This is a genomic window from Giesbergeria anulus, from assembly GCF_900111115.1.
Classification (GTDB): Bacteria; Pseudomonadota; Gammaproteobacteria; order Burkholderiales; family Burkholderiaceae_C; genus Simplicispira; species Simplicispira anulus.
In genome coordinates this window covers 1-20,360 of record NZ_FOGD01000019.1, presented here as the reverse complement: position 1 = coordinate 20,360, position 20,360 = coordinate 1, and the positions used below count along the sequence as shown (strand labels likewise).

At 58.5% G+C, this 20,360-nt stretch carries 14 protein-coding genes and 1 pseudogene; 5 read left to right on the top strand and 10 right to left on the bottom strand.

The genetic code is table 11. From position 1 onward, the window contains the following. Window positions 1-71 precede the first annotated feature (71 nt). Entirely contained in the window at window positions 72-1,085 is a 1,014-nt protein-coding gene (locus BMX55_RS15495) for a Bug family tripartite tricarboxylate transporter substrate binding protein (RefSeq protein ID WP_091459263.1), read from the top strand. A 71-nt stretch (window positions 1,086-1,156) separates the two neighbouring features. On the opposite strand, the gene metG is transcribed toward BMX55_RS15495, so the two are convergent. After that, window positions 1,157-3,229, bottom strand: a complete 2,073-nt coding sequence (gene metG, locus BMX55_RS15490) for a methionine--tRNA ligase (RefSeq protein WP_091459273.1) — start codon at window positions 3,227-3,229, stop codon at window positions 1,157-1,159. A 157-nt stretch (window positions 3,230-3,386) separates the two neighbouring features. Here metG and apbC point away from each other — a divergent pair, with 157 nt between their 5' ends. Beyond that, window positions 3,387-4,478 (top strand): iron-sulfur cluster carrier protein ApbC, encoded by a 1,092-nt coding sequence (gene apbC, locus BMX55_RS15485; protein WP_091459261.1) that lies wholly within the window; start codon window positions 3,387-3,389, stop codon window positions 4,476-4,478. A 1-nt stretch (window position 4,479) separates the two neighbouring features. On the opposite strand, the gene BMX55_RS15480 is transcribed toward apbC, so the two are convergent. Beyond that, window positions 4,480-6,498: a diguanylate cyclase domain-containing protein gene (locus tag BMX55_RS15480; RefSeq protein WP_091459260.1), complete on the bottom strand. Its 2,019-nt coding sequence runs from the start codon at window positions 6,496-6,498 to the stop codon at window positions 4,480-4,482. 190 nt (window positions 6,499-6,688) lie between these two features. On the opposite strand from BMX55_RS15480, the gene BMX55_RS15475 reads away from it, so the two are divergent. Next, on the top strand, window positions 6,689-8,194 hold the full coding sequence (locus BMX55_RS15475; protein WP_091459257.1) for an ABC transporter substrate-binding protein: 1,506 nt from the start codon (window positions 6,689-6,691) through the stop codon (window positions 8,192-8,194). Window positions 8,195-8,229: 35 nt separating this feature from the next. On the opposite strand, the gene BMX55_RS15470 is transcribed toward BMX55_RS15475, so the two are convergent. Further along, window positions 8,230-10,557: an NADP-dependent malic enzyme gene (locus tag BMX55_RS15470; RefSeq protein WP_091459256.1), complete on the bottom strand. Its 2,328-nt coding sequence runs from the start codon at window positions 10,555-10,557 to the stop codon at window positions 8,230-8,232. A gap of 228 nt (window positions 10,558-10,785) precedes the next feature. On the opposite strand from BMX55_RS15470, the gene BMX55_RS15465 reads away from it, so the two are divergent. Further along, on the top strand, window positions 10,786-11,091 hold the full coding sequence (locus tag BMX55_RS15465; protein WP_091459255.1) for a winged helix-turn-helix transcriptional regulator: 306 nt from the start codon (window positions 10,786-10,788) through the stop codon (window positions 11,089-11,091). A 50-nt stretch (window positions 11,092-11,141) separates the two neighbouring features. Then, window positions 11,142-11,501, top strand: a complete 360-nt coding sequence (locus BMX55_RS15460; protein ID WP_091459253.1) for an FKBP-type peptidyl-prolyl cis-trans isomerase — start codon at window positions 11,142-11,144, stop codon at window positions 11,499-11,501. On the opposite strand, the gene BMX55_RS15455 is transcribed toward BMX55_RS15460, so the two are convergent. From BMX55_RS15455 to BMX55_RS15425, 7 genes and pseudogenes are all read right to left on the bottom strand, one after another. Beyond that, window positions 11,485-13,578, bottom strand: a complete 2,094-nt coding sequence (locus tag BMX55_RS15455; RefSeq protein ID WP_091459251.1) for a VC_2705 family sodium/solute symporter — start codon at window positions 13,576-13,578, stop codon at window positions 11,485-11,487. The genes BMX55_RS15460 and BMX55_RS15455 overlap by 17 nt on opposite strands. Then, the gene (locus tag BMX55_RS15450; RefSeq protein WP_245751517.1) at window positions 13,571-13,909 is read right to left on the bottom strand and encodes a DUF4212 domain-containing protein; all 339 of its coding nucleotides are present in this window, start codon (window positions 13,907-13,909) and stop codon (window positions 13,571-13,573) included. Before BMX55_RS15450 ends, BMX55_RS15455 begins: the two co-directional genes overlap by 8 nt. A gap of 13 nt (window positions 13,910-13,922) precedes the next feature. Further along, complete coding sequence (ppsA, locus tag BMX55_RS15445) at window positions 13,923-16,313, bottom strand: phosphoenolpyruvate synthase (protein ID WP_091459249.1); 2,391 nt, start codon at window positions 16,311-16,313, stop codon at window positions 13,923-13,925. Window positions 16,314-16,651: 338 nt separating this feature from the next. Then, window positions 16,652-17,176: a phage virion morphogenesis protein gene (locus BMX55_RS15440; protein ID WP_091458791.1), complete on the bottom strand. Its 525-nt coding sequence runs from the start codon at window positions 17,174-17,176 to the stop codon at window positions 16,652-16,654. A 169-nt stretch (window positions 17,177-17,345) separates the two neighbouring features. After that, entirely contained in the window at window positions 17,346-18,602 is a 1,257-nt protein-coding gene (locus BMX55_RS15435; RefSeq protein ID WP_091458790.1) for a phage head morphogenesis protein, read from the bottom strand. A 4-nt stretch (window positions 18,603-18,606) separates the two neighbouring features. Next, the gene (locus BMX55_RS15430; protein ID WP_218144510.1) at window positions 18,607-20,127 is read right to left on the bottom strand and encodes a DUF935 domain-containing protein; all 1,521 of its coding nucleotides are present in this window, start codon (window positions 20,125-20,127) and stop codon (window positions 18,607-18,609) included. Beyond that, a pseudogene (locus BMX55_RS15425) lies at window positions 20,120-20,360 on the bottom strand (phage terminase large subunit family protein); the annotation flags it as partial. The pseudogene BMX55_RS15425 and the gene BMX55_RS15430, both read right to left, overlap by 8 nt.

The window sequence follows — 20,360 nt, the reverse complement described above, 5'->3', positions numbered from 1 at the left end:
ACAGCAGCTTTGAGGGCTATGCGCTGTACCAGCGATTCCATTTTCTATACCTAACCAAACTAGGAGACAACATGAACTACACAGCGACCTATTCATTAACCCATTCCGCACGTCGCCGCGTGTTGGCTACTGCTGCTGCCGTTTTGGCGCTGGGCCCGCTGCACAGTAGCGTTGCGTGGGCGCAGTCAGCTGCTTACCCAGCCAAGGCCATCACCTTCATCGTGCCCTTTGCTGCAGGTAGTGCCACTGATCAGCTCGCGCGTGCATTGGGTCAGTCGATCACTTCCCACACCAAGCAAGCCGTGGTCATCGATAACAAGGCGGGCGCCAGCGGGATGATTGCAGCCTCTGCTGTCGCAAAAGCACCGGCGGATGGCTACAGCGTGCTGATCACCACCAACACCACACATGCGGCCAATGAGCATCTGTATAAGAAACTCTCGTACGACCCAGTCAAAGACTTCGCACCAATCACGGGTCTAGGCAAGGGCGGACAGGTGCTGGTGGTCAACGCCAGCGCGCCATACAAGAGCGTGGGCGAGTTGCTGGCCTTTGCCAAGATGAATCCTGGCAAGCTCAGCTTTGCCAGCGGCAGCTCATCGAGCCGCATGGCTGGCGAGATGCTTAAGCAACTCGCGGGCGTGGACATCCTGCATGTGCCTTACAAGAGCAACCCACTGGCCATCACAGATTTGCTGGGCGGTCAGATCAACATGATGATCACAGACACCTCTACCGGAATGCCACAAATCAAAGCAGGCAAGCTGCGTGCTTTGGCTTACTCCACGCACAAACGCAGCACCCAGTTGCCTGATATACCCACGCTAGACGAGGCTGGCGTCAAGGGCTATGACATGGGTTACTGGTTTGCCGCCTATGTGCCCGCAGGCACGCCTGCACCCGTGGTGGCGCGCCTCAATGAGCTACTAGGTGCCGCCACCAAAAGTGCCACTGCCAAGAGTTTCTTTGACAACGCAGGCTTAGAAGCTTGGACAACCACGCCTGATGAGCTGGCTAAGTTCCAGCTCGCTGAAACCCTAAAGTGGGGTAAGGTTATCAAGGCAGCGGGCATCGAGGCCGAGTAACACATCACCCAAAAAATCTGTGCAGCACACAGGATGGCTATGTGATGGTCATGACCAAAGCGGCTACTACGTCAGCCCACACGCATCCCCGGCGTGGCACCGGGCCAAGGGCTGAGTACATAAATGCCGGGGTTGGCCTTCTCATCGCCGTGGCTGGCGGCTAGCACCATGCCCTCGCTGACGCCAAACTTCATTTTGCGTGGGGCCAAATTAGCTACCATCACCGTCAGCTTGCCGATCAGATCTTCGGGCTTGTAGGCGCTGGCAATGCCACTGAACACATTGCGCGTGCGGCCTTCGCCCACGTCTAGCGTTAGGCGCAAGAGCTTGGTTGAGCCTTCTACGGCTTCACAGTTCACGATCTGGGCAATGCGCAGGTCAATCTTGGCAAAATCGTCAATGCTGATGGTGGGGGCCAGTTCTTCGCCGCCGGGTACGGTGGCAACGGGTTCTGGTTCAGCCTGTGCCGGTGGCTCAAACAGAGCTTCAAGCTGCTTGATATCGACACGCTGCATCAGGTGTTGGTACTGACCAATCACATGGCCTTGGCCCAAAGGCTGTTGCAGGCTGGCGAAGTTCATGGGCGCTACCTTCAAGAATGCTTCGACCTGTGCGGCCAAGGCGGGCAATACCGGCTTGAGCAAAATGGTCAGCACGCGGAACGCTTCGATGCAGGTGGTGCAAACATCGTGCAGACGGGCTTCCATGCCCTCTTTTTTAGCCAGCTCCCAAGGCTTGTTTTGATCGACGTACTCGTTCACACGGTCGGCCAGCAGCATGGTTTCGCGCAGGGCTTTGCCATATTCGCGCTCGGCCAGCAGCTCAATGATGGCCGGGGCCACGCTGCGCAGATGCTCTAACAACGCATCGCCATCGGCAGAGACCTCGCCCAAGGCACCACCAAAACGCTTGGCGATAAAACCGGCAGCCCGGCTGGCAATGTTGACAAATTTGCCCACCAAATCGCTGTTGGCGCGGGCCATAAAGTCATCGGCGTTAAAGTCGATGTCTTCGTTGCGGCTGCTGAGTTTGGCGGCCAGGTAGTAGCGCAGCCATTCTGGGTTCATGCCCAATGCCAAATACTTGAGCGGGTCGAGACCAGTGCCCCGGCTCTTGCTCATTTTCTCGCCGTTGTTCACGGTCAAAAAGCCATGCACAAACACCGAATCGGGTACCTTGCGACCACTAAAGTGCAGCGTAGCGGGCCAGAACAAAGTGTGGAAGGTCACGATGTCTTTGCCGATAAAGTGGTACTGCTCTAGCGCCGGATTGGCCATGTAGTCGTCATAGTTTTGGCCGCGCTTGTCCAGCAGGTTTTTGAGCGATGCCAAATAGCCAATCGGGGCATCAAGCCACACATAAAAATACTTGCCTGGTGCATCCGGGATTTCAATGCCAAAGTAGGGCGCATCGCGCGAGATGTCCCAGTCGCCCAAGCCCTCGCTGGTGGTGCCATCGGGGTTGGTGCGCACGGTAAACCACTCGCGCACCTTGTTGGCTACTTCAGGTTGCAAGCGGCCATTTTGTGTCCAGTCTTCCAAAAAGGCTACGCAGCGCGGATCAGACAGCTTGAAGAAGAAATGCTCCGAACTCTTGAGCACGGGCTTGGCCCCCGACAGCGCCGAATACGGCTCAATCAGGTCGGTGGGGGCATAGACGGCACCGCAGACTTCGCAGTTGTCGCCATACTGGTCTTTGGCATGGCACTTGGGGCATTCGCCCTTGATAAAGCGGTCGGGCAAGAACATGGCCTTTTCGGGGTCAAAGAACTGCTCGATGGTGCGCGTTTCGATCAGGCCATTGGCTTTGAGGTCGAGGTAAATTTGCTGCGCCAGTTGGTGGTTTTCGGGGGCATCGGTGCTGTGCCAGTTGTCAAACTCGATATGAAAACCATCCAGATACTGCTTGCGGCCAGCGGCAATGTCGGCCACAAACTGCTGGGGTGTTTTACCTGCCTTTTCGGCGGCAATCATGATCGGAGCGCCGTGGGTGTCGTCGGCCCCGACAAAATTGACCTCATTGCCCAACATGCGGTGGGTGCGCACCCAGATGTCGGCTTGGATATATTCCATGATGTGGCCGATATGGAAGTTGCCATTGGCGTAGGGCAGGGCAGTGGTGACAAAAATTTGGCGTGCGGGCATGGTGGTAAGCAATGGGGTGCAGGTCAGCGCGCTGTGCAGCGCGGAACCGGCCATTTTAGGCGGGCACTGGCCCGCTGCGCCGCAGCATGAACCCACCTGCACAAGGGCTAGGGCAGTTGGCTAGACTAGCCCATCCCCTACAGGAGTGAATACAAACATGGCAGTCACAGAACAAAGCCTTTTGGCAGCGCTGTCTAGCGTGCTAGACCCCCATACCGGCAAAGATGTTGTTAGCAGTCGGGCGCTGCGCAATGTGCAAATCCACGGCAGCATGGTCTCGTTCGAGGTGGTGCTGGGCTACCCGGCCAAGAGCCTGATGCCAGCACTGCACAGCCGCTTGGTGCAAGCAGCCCAAGAAGTCGCGGGCGTGGAGCAGGTGCAGGTACATCTGAGCAGCCAGATTACTGCCCATGCGGTACGGCAGGGTGTAGCTTTGCTACCGGGCGTAAAGAACATCATTGCCGTGGCATCGGGCAAGGGCGGCGTAGGCAAAAGCACCACGGCAGCCAATTTGGCGCTGGCGCTGGTGGCCGAAGGCGCGCGCGTGGGCGTGCTCGATGCAGACATCTATGGCCCCAGCCAGCCGATGATGCTGGGTATTGAAGGCAAGCCTGAAAGCTTTGATGGCAAGACCATGGAGCCGCTGCAAAACCACGGCGTGCAGGTGATGTCGATTGGCTTTTTGGTCGATGCCGACCAAGCCATGATCTGGCGTGGCCCGATGGCAACCCAAGCGCTAGAGCAGTTGCTTCGCCAAACCAATTGGAAAGACTTGGATTACCTGATCGTTGATATGCCCCCCGGCACCGGCGATATCCAACTCACTTTAAGCCAGCGTGTGCCCATCACTGGTGCAGTGATCGTCACGACCCCGCAAGACGTTGCGCTCTGGGATGCCAAAAAGGGCATCAAAATGTTTGAGAAAGTGGGCGTGCCCATTTTGGGCTTGGTGGAGAACATGGCAGCCCATGTCTGCTCGCATTGCGGCCATGTCGAGCATACTTTTGGTACCGATGGTGGCAAAAAAATGGCGGCGCAATATGGCATTGATTATTTGGGTGCGCTGCCACTGGATATGCAAATCCGCTTGCAAGCCGACCTAGGCAGCCCCACAGTCGTGGCCGACCCTGATGGAGAGGTGGCTCACATTTACCGCGCAGTGGCCCGCGAGGTGGCAGTCAAAATTGCGCTACAGGCCAAAGATTATTCGGCCAAGTTCCCTACCATTGCCATCAGCAAAAACACCTGAATTAGGCAGTCTCAGGAGCCGTGCTGGCGTAAACCGCCACCCGGTTGCGCCCCTGTTGCTTGGCTTGGTATAGGGCGGCATCGGCCTGTTCAAACAAGACTTGTGCAGCCAGCGGCACCGTCTTTGGTATGTCGCAAACCTCAGGCACATCTGGCTCAGAGGCAAAAACTGGCACGATGGTGGTCAGGCCAATGCTGACCGTGATACAGCGTGCTGCGCTAGAGTGGGCGTGCTCTAGCGCCAGTGCCTCTATGGCCGCTCGCACACGCTCGGCACTTTGCTGGGCCTGTGTGGTATTAGTATCGGGCAACAGCACCGAAAACTCCTCGCCACCATAGCGGGCTGCTAGCTCACCGGCCCGGCTCGCACAAGAGGCAATGGCCGTAGCCACTTGGCGCAGGCATTCATCACCGGCCACATGACCATAGTGGTCGTTGTAGGCTTTGAAATGATCGACATCAATCATCAGCACCGACAGCGGGGCATGGTTGCGCATGGCGCGGTGCCATTCCAGCACCACATGCTCATCTAATGCCCGGCGGTTCGGTATTTGCGTCATGGGGTCTAGGCGCACCTTCTCCTCTAGCGCCGTGCGGTAGTTGGCCAGCTCTTGCTCCGACTGTTTACGCTGGGTAATGTCTTGGATGGTGCCAATCATGCGCGTTACCCGCTCGTGGTCGGCCTCATCCTCGTATTCCCCCCAGATTTCTACCCAGCGCAGCGCTTGGTTGTCCATGCGCTGGATGCGGTATTGGTGGCGCAAGGGAGTGCGCTGCGCGATGGCCTCGCGGTGGATGCTCAACACCCGCTCGCGGTCTTCTGCTGGAATTGAGTGAACCCAGTCCTCCAGTGTCAGTACGCCCGTGTAAGGCATCCCAAAAATCGCATTTCCCATCGACGACATCAGAAACTGCTTTTGCTCCAGATCAAAGGCAAAGTAGCCCACTGATGCCGCTTTTTGTGCCCCTTCTAGCCAACGCATGTTGCGCTGCAACTGGGTTTTGAGCTCGCGCTCGCGTTGCCAAGCACGCCGCTGCCCATAGGCAAACACCAAGCCCGCCAGCAATAGCAGCAGGCTGACGGGCAGACTCAGGGCCAAGATTTCGCGCAATTGGGTGTCAGCAAAGGCTTCGGCCACATCAATTTTGGACACCATGATCCAGGGTGAATCGGGCACGGCATTGGCCATGGCCATCACGGCATGACCACGGTAGTCATGGCCATAGAATACGCCGCGCGCTCCGGCCATCGCTTGCAGCACTGGATCGTCTGAATGCAGCTCAGATAACTGAAAGGCCGACACTTCTTCGTTATGGTGGCGCAAGGGGTTGAGGGTGCGTACCTCGTCGCCGTGGCGGCTGAATAAGGTGGATTCGGCGGTCTCGCGGGGTGTGGGCCAAGCCTGCAATTTGGGATACAGGGTGGTGCGCACATCACTGACCAACCATACTGCCCCTGCAGGCTCGGTGCCTTCAAATACTGGCACGATGACACTAAAAAACGGAAAGGCAAAAAAGTTATCGCGGCGTGGCTCTACCACTGTGACTACGGCTTGGGCCAGAGCGTCTTGCAGGGCTTGCATTTCTGGTTCGGGCAGTTGGCCCGTGCTGCTGCCATTGGGGGTGAGCAGCAATTGGCCGTGCCGATTGAGCAGATACACCGCCGTGTATTTGGCTCGCTCTTGCAAAATGCGCAGGCGCTCTTGCATGCGTTGCGTGAGCACGACGGCCTCAGGCACCTGCAACCATTGCGCTGCCGACAACGAAAACAGACTGTCATCGGCCAACGTGCTGGCATCAATCAGCCGCTGCTCGCGCCAATCGAGCACACTTTGGGTTTGCAGCGAGTTGATGGCATGGAGCTCACGTTCAATTTGGTGCCGGGTATGCTCTTCGCGGGTTTGGTACACCTGGGTCAGCCACCACAAAATGCCCCCCAGCGCCAGCAAGCCTGCCACCAGCAGCCATCGCCCAGCCCATACACGGGCATTGCGCCATAAAGCAGCCGAAAACAGAGGCATGTTGAGGTAGATCGAACACTAAGAAAATACGGGGGCACACAGGTGGCTGCGCCGCAGAATGTTGTACCAACGGGCCTCAGGCCGCGCTATGGTAACAAATCAGTGCATTATTGGGCTTGGTAAGCCCCTCCCTCTTGCCAGAGTGCCTGAATTGACCAATTTTCCTCATGCAAGGAGTTTTCCTGTGCCTATGTCACGCCGTACCGCCTCCGCCTTGTTGGCAGCCCAGTCTGGAGCTGCATTGTTGGGTTGGGGTCTGCCTGCGCCTGTACAGGCACAAGCCCGGAACCGACGCAGCGTAGTCATTGGTTTATCGCAAGAGCCCAACAGCCTAGACCCTACCTCGGCACCATCGGCCGCGATTGGTGAGGTCGTGCATTACAACGTGTTAGAGGGCCTGACGCGCATTGATGAGAGCGGCTCGGTATCGCCCCTGCTGGCCCAGTCTTGGAGCCGTAGCAGTGATGGCAAAACCTACACCTTTCGGCTGCTAGAGGGGGTGCGTTTTCATGATGATGCGCTTTTTGATGCTTCAACAGTGCGCTTTTCCGTGGAGCGCGGCCAAGCCTCTGACTCCAACAACAAGGCCAAGCGTACCTTGTTCAACAACATTGCTGAGATTGCTACCCCGGATGCCTACACGGTGGTCATCACTTTGCAGTACCCAGATAGCAACTTTTTGTTCCGCTTGGGAGAAAACACCGCCGTGATGTTGCACCCAGCCAGCGCGGCTCAGGCCAGTAGTTATCCGATTGGTACTGGTCCCTATCGCTTTGACCACTGGAAAAAAGGCCACAGCATCACACTGCGCAAGTTTGCCAGCTACCGTCAGGCCAAGCAGGTGACACTGGAGCAGGTCATCTTTCGCTTTGTTTGCGACCCCGCCGAACAAGCCGCTGCGGTGCTTGCTGATGAGATTGACATGCTGTTCAATATTGCAACGCAAAACGTGCAGCAGTTTCAGGCCAACAACCGCTACCAAGTGGTGATTGGTGCCTCCAACGGCAAAGGCATGTTGGCCATGAACCACCGACGCAAGCCCTTGGATGATGTGCGTGTGCGCCGCGCTATTACCCATGCCATCGACCGCGAGGCATTTATCCAGCGTATGCTCGATGGCCGGGGCCGGGTCATTGGTAGCCACTTTGCGCCGTCAGAACCCGGTTATGTGCATTTAGCTGGCATGTACCCTTATGACCCTGCACGGGCGCGGGCCTTGCTCAAAGAAGCCGGTGTGAAAACCCCACTCACGCTGACCTTGACCCTGCCGCCTACCCCCTATGCGCGCAGTGACCGCTCGATGTTGGTAGAGAACTTGTCGCAGATTGGCATTGAACTCAAGCCAGACTTGGTGACTTGGCCAGAATGGCTGGAAGGCCCATTCAAAGGCCACTTTGATCTGACCATGATTAACCATGTCGAGCCACTCGATTACGCCATTTATGCCGACCCTCTTTACTATTTTGGCTACGACAGTCGAGCCTTTCGCGAGCTGATGGCTCGCCATGCTGCTTGCGAAAATCCGCGTGAGCGTCAAATGCTGTTTGCCCAACTCCAGCGCCATCTAGCCCAAGATGCCGTCAATGCGTGGATTTTTGCCTCGCAAATTACGGCGGTGGCGCGCAAGGGGCTTAAGGGCTGGTGGATGAACTACCCCATTTTTGCCCACGACATTGCCGCCATGCGCTGGGCCTGAGCCTTTTGCTCAGACCCAGCAGCAGCGTAGCAGACTTAAGCGCCAGTGCCTCGGGTGGCTGCAACATGGGTTGCATTAGCCGCTGCCAGCGCCGTCATGTTGACCACGCGGCGTACGGTGGACGAGGGCGTGAGCACATGGGCCGAGGCCGCAGCGCCCAGCAGCACTGGGCCGATGGTGGTGCCGTGGCCGCTGGTGCTCTTGAGTACATTGAACAAGATGTTGGCGGCATCCAAGTTCGGGCAAATGAGCACATTGGCCGCACCGCTGAGGGTGGTTTCGGGCAACATGACGCGGCGCATGGCATCCGACAGGGCGGCGTCGCCGTGCAGCTCGCCATCGCATTCAATGTGCGGTGCCGATTGCACAAACAAGTCACGCGCTTGGCGCATTTTGCGTGCTGAGGCACGGCCTGAGGAGCCATAGTTAGAGTGCGACAAAAAGGCCACCTTGGGCGGCAAGCCAAAGCGTTGCACTTCTTCGGCAGCCATCAGGGCGATGTCGGCCAGCTCTTCGGCGCTGGGGTCTTCGTTGATGTAGGTGTCGGCAATGAACAGGGTGTGCTGCTCTAGCATCAGGGCGTTGACGGTTGCCAAGGTGGGGGTGTTGGGGGCCAGCCCAATGACATCGCGGATATGGTCGAGGTGGCTATCGAACTTGCCTACCAGCCCGCACAGCATGGCATCGGCATCGCCCAAATGCACCATCAGTGCGGCAATCAGGGTGTTGGAGCGGCGCACAATGCCTTTGGCGGCCTCAGGCGTTACGCCCCGGCGGCCCATCAAGCGGGTATAGGTTTCCCAGTAACGGCGAAAGCGTGGATCGTCTTCGGGGTCGCAGATTTCTACATCTTTGCCCGGTTGCAGGCGCAGGCCCGATTTTTCAATACGGGCTGCAATCACTGCTGGGCGGCCAATCAAAATGGGGCGGGCCAAGCCGTCGTCTACGGCCACTTGGGCCGCGCGCAGCACGCGCTCGTCTTCGCCTTCGGCATAAGCGACGCGGCTGTGTGCCAGCTTGGCAGCATGGAACACCGGGCGCATGAACATACCGGTTTGGTACACAAAGCGGGTCAGGCTTTCGCGGTAGGCTTCGATGTCGGCAATGGGGCGGGTGGCGACACCCGATTCGGCGGCAGCTTGGGCCACGGCGGGGGCAATGCGCAAAATCAGGCGGGCATCAAAGGGGGTGGGGATCAGGTAGTCTGGGCCAAAGTGCAAATCTTTACCGGCATAGGCGGCGGCCACTTCGTCACTCGGCTCGGCCTTGGCCAAATCGGCAATCTGGCGCACGCAAGCCAGCTTCATGGCTTCGGTGATTTTGGTGGCACCACAATCCAAAGCACCCCGGAAAATGTACGGGAAGCACAGGACGTTGTTGACTTGGTTGGGGTAGTCAGAGCGGCCCGTGGCAATGATGCAGTCGGGGCGCGCCTCCTTGGCCAGCTCGGGGCGGATTTCTGGCTCGGGGTTGGCCAGCGCCAAAATGATGGGCTGGTTGGCCATCGTCTTGACCATCTCGACGGTGAGTACGCCGGGGGCCGAGCAGCCCAAAAATACATCGGCCCCATTCACGGCATCGGCCAAGGTGCGGGCGCTGGTGGTGCGGCAGTAAGTTTGCTTAGAGACATCGAGTTTGCCCGCCTTGGCATCGTCGCGCTCGGTTTGGATGACGCCCTTGGAGTCGCAGACGAGGATGTTTTCTACCTTCACGCCCAAGCCGACCATCACGCCCAAACAGGCAATGGCGGCGGCACCAGCACCGGAGACGGCCAAGCGCACTTGGGAGATGTCTTTGCCCACCAGTTCTAGGCCATTGAGCAGCGCTGCCGAGGAGATGATGGCGGTGCCGTGCTGGTCATCGTGGAACACCGGAATGTTCATGCGCTTGGACAGTTCGCGCTCGATGTAAAAGCACTCAGGGGCTTTGATGTCTTCGAGGTTGATGCCGCCTAGGGTTGGCTCTAACGCGGCAATGATGTCGATGAGCTTGTCGGGGTCGTTTTCGGCCAGTTCGATGTCAAACACATCCACGCCGCCAAACTTTTTGAACAGGCAGCCCTTGCCCTCCATCACTGGCTTGCTGGCCAGTGGGCCAATGTTGCCCAAGCCTAGCACCGCTGTACCGTTGGTGACCACCCCCACCAGATTGCCGCGCGAGGTGTATTCGTGCGCCAGATTGGGGTCAGCCTCAATATCCAAGCAAGGGTAGGCCACACCGGGGGAGTAAGCCAAAGACAAATCGCGCTGGTTGGACAGCGGCTTGGTCGGGGTGACGGAAATTTTGCCCCGGCTAGGATTGCGGTGGTATTCGAGCGCGGCTTCGCGCAGGGCTTGTTCAGCGGTAGAGAGAGTTTGGGTCATACAAAAAATTTCCGAGCAGTTGGCAGAATGAGCTTACCCGATGCGGATATTTTCTGCCCAGCAACCCTACATACTGGGCGGTGCTGGTACGGCTGCGGTCTCCACTTTAGCCACCTAACATATTGATGTATATGATTTTGGAGCTATTAAACTGGTAGCAAAATAAATTCGGGGCTATAGTGGATTGCACTGCTGCCCCATCTTCTGTATTGCGCAAGGAGACACCCAATGAGCTTAAAAGAAAACGCCGCCACCTACCAGTTGTTAGAGCGCCTAGAGCGCCGTTATGCCCTGCGTGTGCTTTGGGCTTTGCGCGACGGCCATCCGCAAACCTTTCGGCTATTGCAAGACAGCGTGGGCGGCATCACGCCCAACACGCTCAATACGCGCATTAAAGAGCTGCGCGAGGCCGGTTTTTTAGACCACGGCAGCGAGGGCTACACCGTGACGGCATCTGGGGTCGATTTGCTCAAGCGCTTGCATGACCTACAAGCCTTTGCCAGCCGCTGGGTGGCAGCGCGCGCCAAGAAATAAAGGCCTGTTTCGGCTACATTGTGCAGCTTTCCCCTCACACAAGGATAGTTATGGCATTTACCACCACTGCATCGGGCCTGCAATACGAAGACACCGTCGTGGGCGAAGGCGCTGAAGCCACCCGTGGGCAACAAGTCACGGTGCATTACACCGGCTGGCTCTACCAAGACGGCCAACAAGGTGCCAAGTTTGACTCCAGCCACGACCGCAAAGACCCCTTCGTCTTTGGTTTGGGCGCTGGCATGGTCATCAAGGGTTGGGACGAAGGCGTGCAAGGCATGAAGGTCGGCGGCCAGCGCACCCTGATTATTCCGGCAGCCTTGGGTTACGGTGCCCGTGGTGCCGGTGGCGTCATTCCACCCAACGCCACGCTCAAGTTTGATGTTGAACTTCTCAAGGTAGGCCGCTGATCTTGGGGCTAGGCCGGGCTGGGCGTGTCCACCGACTCACCAGCACGGCCATCAGCAAGCCCGCAGGAACACCAAACACCCCGGCAGAAATGGGCTGAATGCCCCACCACAGGCCATCATCGCTGCGGAGCAGGGCGGGCAGTACCGCACGCACCACAGCCACATTGCTGAGCATGTAATACACCGCTACCCCTAGGCCAGACAACATGCCCGCCACCGCACCTTGGCGCGTGGTACCGGGCCAAAAAATACCCAACACCATCACCGGCACAAACGCCGAGGCCGCCAAAGAAAACGATGCCGTGACCAGCGGCAAAATGTCTGATGGCTTGAGCGCCGCTACAAAGGCCGCCGCCAGCGCCACCGCCAGCAAAATAAACTTGGTCAAAATCACCCGCTGCTCAGGCGAGGCAGCCTGATTGGGGTCGGCCACATACAAATCGCGCACCAGCGCATTGCTAATGGTCAGCAGCAGACCATCGGCTGTGGACAGCGCTGCCGCCAGCCCACCAGCCGCCACCAGCCCTGAGACCACATAGGGTAGCCCCCCCAGCTCTGGCGTGGCTAGCATAATCAGATCGGCACCGAGGCGGATTTCGCCAAACTGCAAGATGCCATCGCCATTCACATCTTCTACCGACAGCAGCGAGGCATCTACCCGCGCCCACTGGGCCATCCAATGCGGCAAGGCATCAAACGGGCTGCCCACCAAGTTGTGCATGACCTCAAACTTGACCAGTGCCGCCACTGCTGGCGCACTCAGGTACAAAATGGCGATAAAAAACAAGGACCAAGCCACCGAAGAGCGCGCCCCGGCCACCGAAGGGGCGGTGTAGTAGCGCGTGAGCAGATGTGGCAACCCGGCAGTGCCCACCATCAGGCAGAACATCAAGGCCAAAAAATTGCGCCGACTGTCTTGGTAATCGGCCTGCTCTTGGGGCGTGCCGTCTGGGTGGCCTGCGTAGGCTTGGCTGTGGCGCGGCAAGCCGCCCAAGGGCTGGGCGCGGGCATAGTTGTCGCGCATTTCTTGACGCCAGCGCTCGCGGGCTGTGGCTACATCGTGTGGCAAAGCGGCCAACTCGCGGCTGGCGGCCACAATCAGCCCAACATCGGCATTTTGCCCCCGCAGGTGGTGGATGTGCTCCTGCATCACTTGGCGTTGCTGCTCCAGCGCACCCTCTACATCTTCAAGGCGCACTTGCAACTCTTGGGCGCGGCGCAGATAGGCGGCAATTACCTCTTGCTCGGCCGGAGACTCCAACAATTGCTGCTCTAGTTCGGCAATTTTGCCCAACTGTTGGCCATACACCAGAGGGGCTAAGGGGTTGCCCAATTGCTTGTAGGCCAGCCAAGACACCGGAATCATGAAGGCCAGCAAAATCACCACATACTGCGCCACCTGCGTCCAAGTAATGGCGCGCATGCCGCCCAAAAAAGAGCACAGCAACATACCGCCCAGCCCCAGCATGATGCCGATTTCAAACTGCACCCCAGTCAGGCGCGAGGCAATCAAACCGACGCCGTAGATTTGCGCCACCAGATAGGTCAATGAGCACACTACTGCTGCCAGTGCCGCAATGACGCGCGGCCAATGGCCGCCAAAGCGCATCTGAAAAAACTCCGGTACCGTGTAAAGCTCCATCGCCCGCAAATGCGGCGCAATCAGCAGCGCTACCAAGCAAAAGCCCCCCGTCCAGCCCAGCAGATAGGCCAGCCCACCACCTTGCCCCGGCGTGCCTGCAAAACCCTGCAAATACAGCGCCCCCGACAGGCTGATAAATGAGGCCGCACTCATCCAATCGGCAGCAGTAGCCATGCCGTTGTAAAACGGCGGAATGCGCCGCCCGGCCACGTAATACTCTTCGGGGTCTGCGGTGCGGCTATACACACCGATGGCCGCATAGACCATCACTGTTAAAAAGAGAAAAATCGGGCCAATCCATTGCCGCGACAGACCATGCTGCTCGGCCCAGGCCATGAGGCCCACAAAGCCTAGCACCCCCAGCACATACAGGGCCAGTTTGCGATGGAGACGGTACAAATAGGCCCGTTCGGCATCGGGGTTGTGCTCAGCCATGCGGGGGCTGCTCCCGAACGGAAGGGGGCGCTGCGGCGGCGGGCAGGGGGTGGCGGTCGATATAGCGCATCACCACGGCATAGACCAGCACAATAGCCAAAAACACCAGCACCACCCCTTGCGAGGCCAGCCAGTAGCCTAGCGGCCAACCGAAAACCTCAATGGTTTGCAAATGGCGGGCAAAAAACCCAACGCCAAACGCTGCCAACACCCACAGCAACAACAACACCGCCTGCAAAAGCAGGCGGCGCGGGTCGGGCTTGGGCAAGACCACCGGCGGTAAGGCCGGTGGCGCACCACTAGCGGGGGTAACGGCGTGGATGCGGGTCACCACGCACGCAGGTTTAACCCGCCAGTTGTTGCCAAGTGGCGATCACGCTGTCGGGGTTGAGCGAGATCGACAAAATGCCTTGGTCGGCCAACCACTGCGCAAAATCAGGGTGGTCGGAGGGGCCTTGGCCGCAGATACCCACATACTTGCCTTGGGCCAAGCAGGCCTGAATGGCGCGCTCGAGCAGCTTTTTGACCGCTGGGTCGCGCTCGTCAAAGTCGTGTGCCAGCAACTCAAGGCCTGAATCGCGATCCAAGCCCAAGGTGAGCTGGGTCAAGTCGTTAGAGCCAATCGAGAAGCCATCAAAATACTCCAAGAACTCTTCGGCCAAGATGGCGTTGGAGGGCACCTCGCACATCATGATGAGCTTGAGTTCGTTCTCGCCGCGCTGGAGGCCGTGTGCTGCCAGCAGTTGCGTGACACGGTCGGCTTGCTTGAGGGTACGCACAAACGGCACCATCACCTGCACATTGGTCAGGCCCATGTCGTTGCGCACGCGCTTGAGGGCTTCACACTCCATGGCAAAAGCTTCGCCAAAGTCTTCACTGATGTAGCGCGCGGCACCCCGGAAGCCCAGCATGGGGTTTTCTTCTTCCGGCTCGTAGCGGCTGCCACCGATAAGCTTGCGGTACTCGTTGCTCTTGAAGTCGGACAAACGCACGATGACCGGCTTGGGCCAGAAGGCTGCTGCAATGGTTGCTACGCCTTCGGCCACCTTATCGACATAGAAAGCGCGCGGCGAGGCGTGACCACGGGCCACCGACTCCACGGCCTTTTTCAGATCGGCATCTACAGCAGGGTAGTCCAAAATGGCCTTGGGATGCACGCCAATGTTATTGTTGATGATGAACTCTAGCCGCGCCAAGCCCACGCCCTCGTTGGGCAGTTGGCAGAAGTCAAAGGCCAGTTGCGGGTTGCCCACGTTCATCATGATTTTGGTCTTGATGGGGGGCATGGCACCGCGCTGCACTTCAGTGATTTCGGTTTCTAGCAGGCCATCGTAGATATGGCCGGTGTCGCCCTCGGCGCAGCTGACCGTTACCAGTGTGCCATCGAGCAGCTTGTCGGTGGCATTGCCACAACCGACCACGGCAGGAATACCCAACTCACGCGCAATGATGGCGGCGTGGCAGGTGCGGCCACCACGGTTGGTAACGATGGCGCTGGCGCGCTTCATCACGGGTTCCCAGTTGGGGTCGGTCATGTCGGTGACTAGCACGTCGCCGGGCTGCACCTTGTCCATCTCAGAAATGTGGTGAACCAAGCGCACCGGGCCGGTACCAATTTTTTGCCCAATAGCGCGGCCTTCGGCCAGCACGGTGCTGGTGCCCTTGAGCTTGTAGCGCAGTTCGGCTTGGCCCTTGGATTGGCTTTTCACGGTTTCGGGGCGCGCTTGCAAAATGTAGAGCTGGCCGTCGGTGCCATCTTTGCCCCACTCGATATCCATGGGGCGGCCATAGTGCTGCTCAATCACCAGCGCATAGTGGGCCAGTTGCTCGACATCGGCATCGGTGAGCGAGTAGCGGTTGCGCAGTTCGGCAGGCACATCCACGGTTTTGATGAGCTTGCCGCTGCTGGCTTTTTCTTCCGCTGTAGCAAACACCATTTGGATGAGCTTGCTGCCCAAGTTGCGGCGAATCACGGCCTTGTTGCCCGCCTTGAGCATCGGCTTGTGGACGTAAAACTCGTCGGGATTGACGGCACCTTGCACCACGGTTTCACCCAAGCCATAGCTGGAGGTGATAAACACCACGTCTTCAAAGCCCGATTCGGTGTCGATGGTAAACATCACGCCCGCAGCACCCAAATCGGAGCGCACCATGCGTTGCACCCCTGCCGACAAGGCCACCACATCGTGGGCAAAGCCCTTGTGGACGCGGTAGCTGATGGCGCGGTCGTTGTACAACGAGGCAAACACCTCTTTCATCTTGTGCAGTACGTCTTCAACGCCCACCACGTTCAAGAAGGTTTCTTGCTGACCGGCAAACGAGGCATCGGGCAGGTCTTCTGCTGTGGCCGACGAGCGCACGGCAAAACTGGCTTGCGGGTTGCCAGCCGAGAGCTGGGCAAACTCGGCGCGCACAGCGGCTTCTAAATCGGCCGGGAAGGGGTGGTTTTCTACCCAGCCACGAATCTCGGCACCGGCAGCGGCCAAGGCGCGCACGTCTTCGACGTCGAGCGCGGCCAGTTTGGCACTGATTTTGTCGGCCAAGCCTTCAAAAGCCAAAAATTCGCGGAATGCATGGGCTGTGGTGGCAAAGCCGGTAGGCACGCGCACGCCTTGGGGCAGTTGCGAGATCATTTCGCCCAGGCTGGCGTTTTTGCCACCGACCGATTCGACATCGGTCATTCTCAGGTTTTCAAACGGTACCACCAAGGCGGTAGGGCTGAAAAGTGCAGACATAGAAGTGCTCCAGAAGTTAAAACCGGCTCAATGCCAATACCCGTGCAGCGCAGCGGGCCAGGCAATGCACCAAGCAGGAAAGCAGCTTTGTCGTTGTTGTTATGGGCCGCTGCCCGTGCTGGGTGAGGGGAGTTGAGATAAAGAAAGAGTGAGCGGCGCGATAAATCGGGATTTATTGGGCTACTGCGGCATGACGTGGGATAGAACTATAGAAATCTTTTTCCCCACATGAAAATCGAAACTCGGGATAGCAAAAGTGCCGATTTGGCACTTTTTCTTTTTCTGGAGGGGATGGCCCGCACTGCACGTCCCATTGTGGAACATTTACGTGGTCGGGGTCACAGGTCTTCGGTCAGGAACAACTGCAAGGTCTCAAGAATCAGTGCTTGTTCCTGCGGGTACAAATTGCCATCAGCTTTCACCGGCAAGTAGGGGCGGGCTGGAATTTTGACTTTGTGGCCGCCACCAGCTTGGCCGCCGAACTGGTGGATGGCAGCATAGACCGGGGTGGCAGTGACGGTGAGAACGTTGTTTGATACCTGTGGCACGATCTGGCGACGTAGCTCGCCGGTGTCGATCAGTGGTTTTTTGCCTGCTACCCGTGCTTCGCCCCGCTTGTTCAAGCTGCCATCTTTCTTGCGGTGGCCTTGGCCCAAGCGTAGGGAGTAGATACCCATTGTGGTGGGGCTGTTGGCTTCCCAAGGTGTGCCGTCCGGGCCGGTGCTGGTCTCGAAGCGGCGCTTGGTGCGTTCGGTGATGTCGTCGCCAATGGCTTGTAGCACGGGGGCCATGTTGCCAATACGCCGGGTTAAGGCTTGCAGCGTGGCGAGTACCTCTCGGTCTTGGATGGTGATGGTAATCATGGATGCTTCAAATTGACGCTTTTACGATAATCGCCGCAAACACGACGTCCCCAATTTCTTCTAGAATCAACCTACCTCTGGTGCTGTGTACCCCGATGGGAAGGGGACGAGGGACGAAAGTCCTCCGTGTATGTTGGTTCGAGTCCAACCCGGCATCAGAGGCCTCGGTTTAGGTTCCGTTAAGCGGAAAATACTTAGGCTCTAACAGGTTGGCTGGCTCCACCAGTCCCCCAGTGCGTACAAAGTTAGACACCAACTTGGCGCGCACGCCATCAAACCAGCCTTTTTCGTTGTAGTTGATCTCCACTGCGAACTTGCCCACCTTGGAACCAAGATCAATCGCGTAAATCAGGTTCTTCTTCACCTTGTCCCAGTAGGGCGTGGCTTGCGCCAGCAACGCCGGAAGCTCGCGCCACACCTCATGTGGGATGGCGGCACCGCGTCCGGTCTTGTCATGGCGGATGGCGTGCAGCAGCTCGGTGTCGCGTATCCAAACTGCAGCGTTTTCTAACACCACGCCTTGGCTTTGCAGTGCGGCTACCGTTGCTGGCTCTAGGGTATGGACGAGGGTGGCGATACCTTGGCTGCGCATGCTGGCGAACGTGGCATCAGCCACCGGCTGCCATGCAACAAGCCGTTCTTGTAACAAGGTGGGCTTCAACGCTTCCCACATTGCCGCGCCAATCGGTGCATTCAAGCGGATCAGCTTGTCGTCGATCAGGCGCTGAAAGCTTTGTTTGACACCCGCCCCCAGCGCATAGTCAAACCCCTTATCTATCCCCAGCATGGCCCCGGTTTTGGGGTCGATGGCGTCCCAGCTCGCTGGCGGCTCACCCAGTCCGGCACGGGCGCTGGCTTCGCCTTCTTTGCGACTCACAGAGGTAATGCGGCATTCGCAGCCCCAGCCGTTGGGGGCGAAGTGGGTTTGCCAGAAGGGGTGATCGTGCGGCAGGGTCAGGCCATGCCAAGCCAGATGCTGTGGGCGCGGGTGTGCTACGCCATCGCTGTGGATGTAACGCCAATATGGGCGCAGGCGCAGGTAATCGGGGTCGGTGAGTTGGCGATAGCGGCCAGCAGCGTAGCTATTGGCCATGTTGGTTTGGTAGATGATGCGGGTACGCCATGCTTCACCGGCGGCGCTGCCTTCGCCCGTCCAGCCCGTCCAACCGTGCTTGGCAACGATGGCCAGAAACTCGCGTTGAAACTGCGCTACACCCATGCCCATTTCTGCCGCCCGTGTCACTGCCCCCTGCAAATCGGCCAATAAGTCTGCTTTGGCAACCCCGGCCACCATGAAGGCGCGGTCATGTGCGGCACGCTGAATGTCGTCCCAGCGTTCGGTGGGCAAGCGCAGTTTTTGCCGCAGAAAATCAATTTGATCGGCCCACGGTGTGCCAAAGCCGATGTTCAGGGGTGCGGTGGGCATGGGTTCAGCCTTCGGACTGCACGGCAGCCATGCCTTTGAGTTCTGCCAGTGCCAGCGCAGCGGCCATCAGTTTGACCAGCTCGGCACTGTCGAGGTGGCCGTAGGCTTGCACCAGTGTTTGCTGTACCTGCGCGAGGTCTTTGGCTTGTGCAACCAATGCCTGCAATTGCTCCACCATGCCAGACCATACCGGCGCGGTGCTAGTCAGCAGTTGCTTGGTTTCTTTCTGGAGGGGGTCGAGGGCGGGGCCGCCTGCCGCAGCGGGTTCGGCAAAATTGGGGGGGCTTGGTGTGTTTTGTGGTGTGCTCGGTGATGGTGACGCCTTCTTTTTGTGCCAGCCTTCACCGTACTTGGCCCGTACGGTATCTTCGTCCAACTCGAATCCCATATCGAAGACGATTTTGTCGGCCTCGGCAAGCGCTTTGGTGTCGTCCTCGTCCTTGATCTGGCGATAGACGAGGCAAGGTTCCAAGCCGTTGTATTCGCAAATCCACGCCAGCAGGGTTTCGTTGAGGGTTTCTGAGAGCAGGTCGCTATCGGCCTGCGTCAGGTCTTGGCGCACGTCTTGGCGTTCCTTGCTGGCCGCTGCCAAGGCACCGCCACCTGATGCACGCGACTCCTGCCCAGTCAGTACGGCCCCAATCCAGTCGTCCATGTACTCACAAAGCTGTTGTTGGGTGGTGACGTTGCCTGAGAGCTTGCTTTCGAGCAGTGCAATCTCCATGCCTTCGGGGGTCATCAAGTAGCCATCGTTGCTCATGGCGCGCAGGGCATCGGCCAGTGTGCCTTTTTCTTTCGGGCCAGCGTTGCGGGGGTATTTGCCGTGCGGGGTTGGAGAGCCAAAACGGTCGCACAGCTTGTTCCAAGCGACGATGCCTTTGCGCTTGAAATACACCGGCCAGAATAGTTGCAGGCCCAAGCCAGTGCCGTAGGGATTGTCGTCTTCGGGGTTGACCCGGTGAACGATGAATTTGCGCTCTGGTACCGGGGTGCCAGTGAGCATGTTGTCGCGGGTCAGGAGGTGCAGCCAAGGGGGTGTTTGGTCGTCTGCTTGCACATAAACGAAGCGCCGCTGCGCCCGTTTGGTAATCCGGGCCGGTACGACCAAGCCATCGCGTACCGTCCAGACAATCTCGGCCACGGTAAATCCGGCCAATAGGGCTTCGAGCAGGTCGGAGCACAGCCGGTCAAAGTTGCAGGCTTTGAGGATAGTGGTCACGACTTCGGTATCGGCGCTGGCTTTGGCATGGTCTTTTTGCCGGGGTTCCACTTGCCAAGGTTTGCCGATCAGTGCAAGTTGGCGTTTTTGCAGGCCAGCAAAGACTTTTCCGTCGCGCTTGAGGTCGCGGTACAACTCGACGCTGCCGTTGCCACGCTCTAACAGCAGGGGGTCGTTGGTGCGCAGCACGCCCATGTAGTGCTGCTCAAAGGGGTCGCGTAGGCGGTGGGCAAATTCGGTATCGAGTTCTGGCCGCTGGGGTGCTGTCATCGGGGTGTGGCGGGTGGGCTGGGTGCGTTTAGCCATAGATGAAGTCTCCTAGTGGCTGGCTGCTCTCACGCGGGCCTCCGCTTGTGTATTCAAGGGGCGCTGTGGGGTTGGCACCCGCATGGCGTGCCAAAGCTAAGGCCCAAAAGCGGTCGGCGTGGCCGTCCCCTTCGCTTTCGGCAACGAAACGGATGTTGCCTGCCGTTGTGGTGGTTTTTTGCACTTTGCGGAGGTCGGCGCGAATTCTGGGGTCGTCCGGGATGCGTACCAGT

Bases quoted from the DNA above. Each gene is read 5' to 3' on its own strand.
- BMX55_RS15495 (WP_091459263.1), top strand. From the start codon at position 72: ATGAACTACACAGCGACCTATTCATTAACCCATTCCGCACGTCGCCGC.
- metG (WP_091459273.1), bottom strand. From the start codon at position 3,229: ATGCCCGCACGCCAAATTTTTGTCACCACTGCCCTGCCCTACGCCAAT.
- apbC (WP_091459261.1), top strand. From the start codon at position 3,387: ATGGCAGTCACAGAACAAAGCCTTTTGGCAGCGCTGTCTAGCGTGCTA.
- BMX55_RS15480 (WP_091459260.1), bottom strand. From the start codon at position 6,498: ATGCCTCTGTTTTCGGCTGCTTTATGGCGCAATGCCCGTGTATGGGCT.
- BMX55_RS15475 (WP_091459257.1), top strand. From the start codon at position 6,689: ATGTCACGCCGTACCGCCTCCGCCTTGTTGGCAGCCCAGTCTGGAGCT.
- BMX55_RS15470 (WP_091459256.1), bottom strand. From the start codon at position 10,557: ATGACCCAAACTCTCTCTACCGCTGAACAAGCCCTGCGCGAAGCCGCG.
- BMX55_RS15465 (WP_091459255.1), top strand. From the start codon at position 10,786: ATGAGCTTAAAAGAAAACGCCGCCACCTACCAGTTGTTAGAGCGCCTA.
- BMX55_RS15460 (WP_091459253.1), top strand. From the start codon at position 11,142: ATGGCATTTACCACCACTGCATCGGGCCTGCAATACGAAGACACCGTC.
- BMX55_RS15455 (WP_091459251.1), bottom strand. From the start codon at position 13,578: ATGGCTGAGCACAACCCCGATGCCGAACGGGCCTATTTGTACCGTCTC.
- ppsA (WP_091459249.1), bottom strand. From the start codon at position 16,313: ATGTCTGCACTTTTCAGCCCTACCGCCTTGGTGGTACCGTTTGAAAAC.
- BMX55_RS15440 (WP_091458791.1), bottom strand. From the start codon at position 17,176: ATGATTACCATCACCATCCAAGACCGAGAGGTACTCGCCACGCTGCAA.
- BMX55_RS15435 (WP_091458790.1), bottom strand. From the start codon at position 18,602: ATGCCCACCGCACCCCTGAACATCGGCTTTGGCACACCGTGGGCCGAT.
- BMX55_RS15430 (WP_218144510.1), bottom strand. From the start codon at position 20,127: ATGGCTAAACGCACCCAGCCCACCCGCCACACCCCGATGACAGCACCC.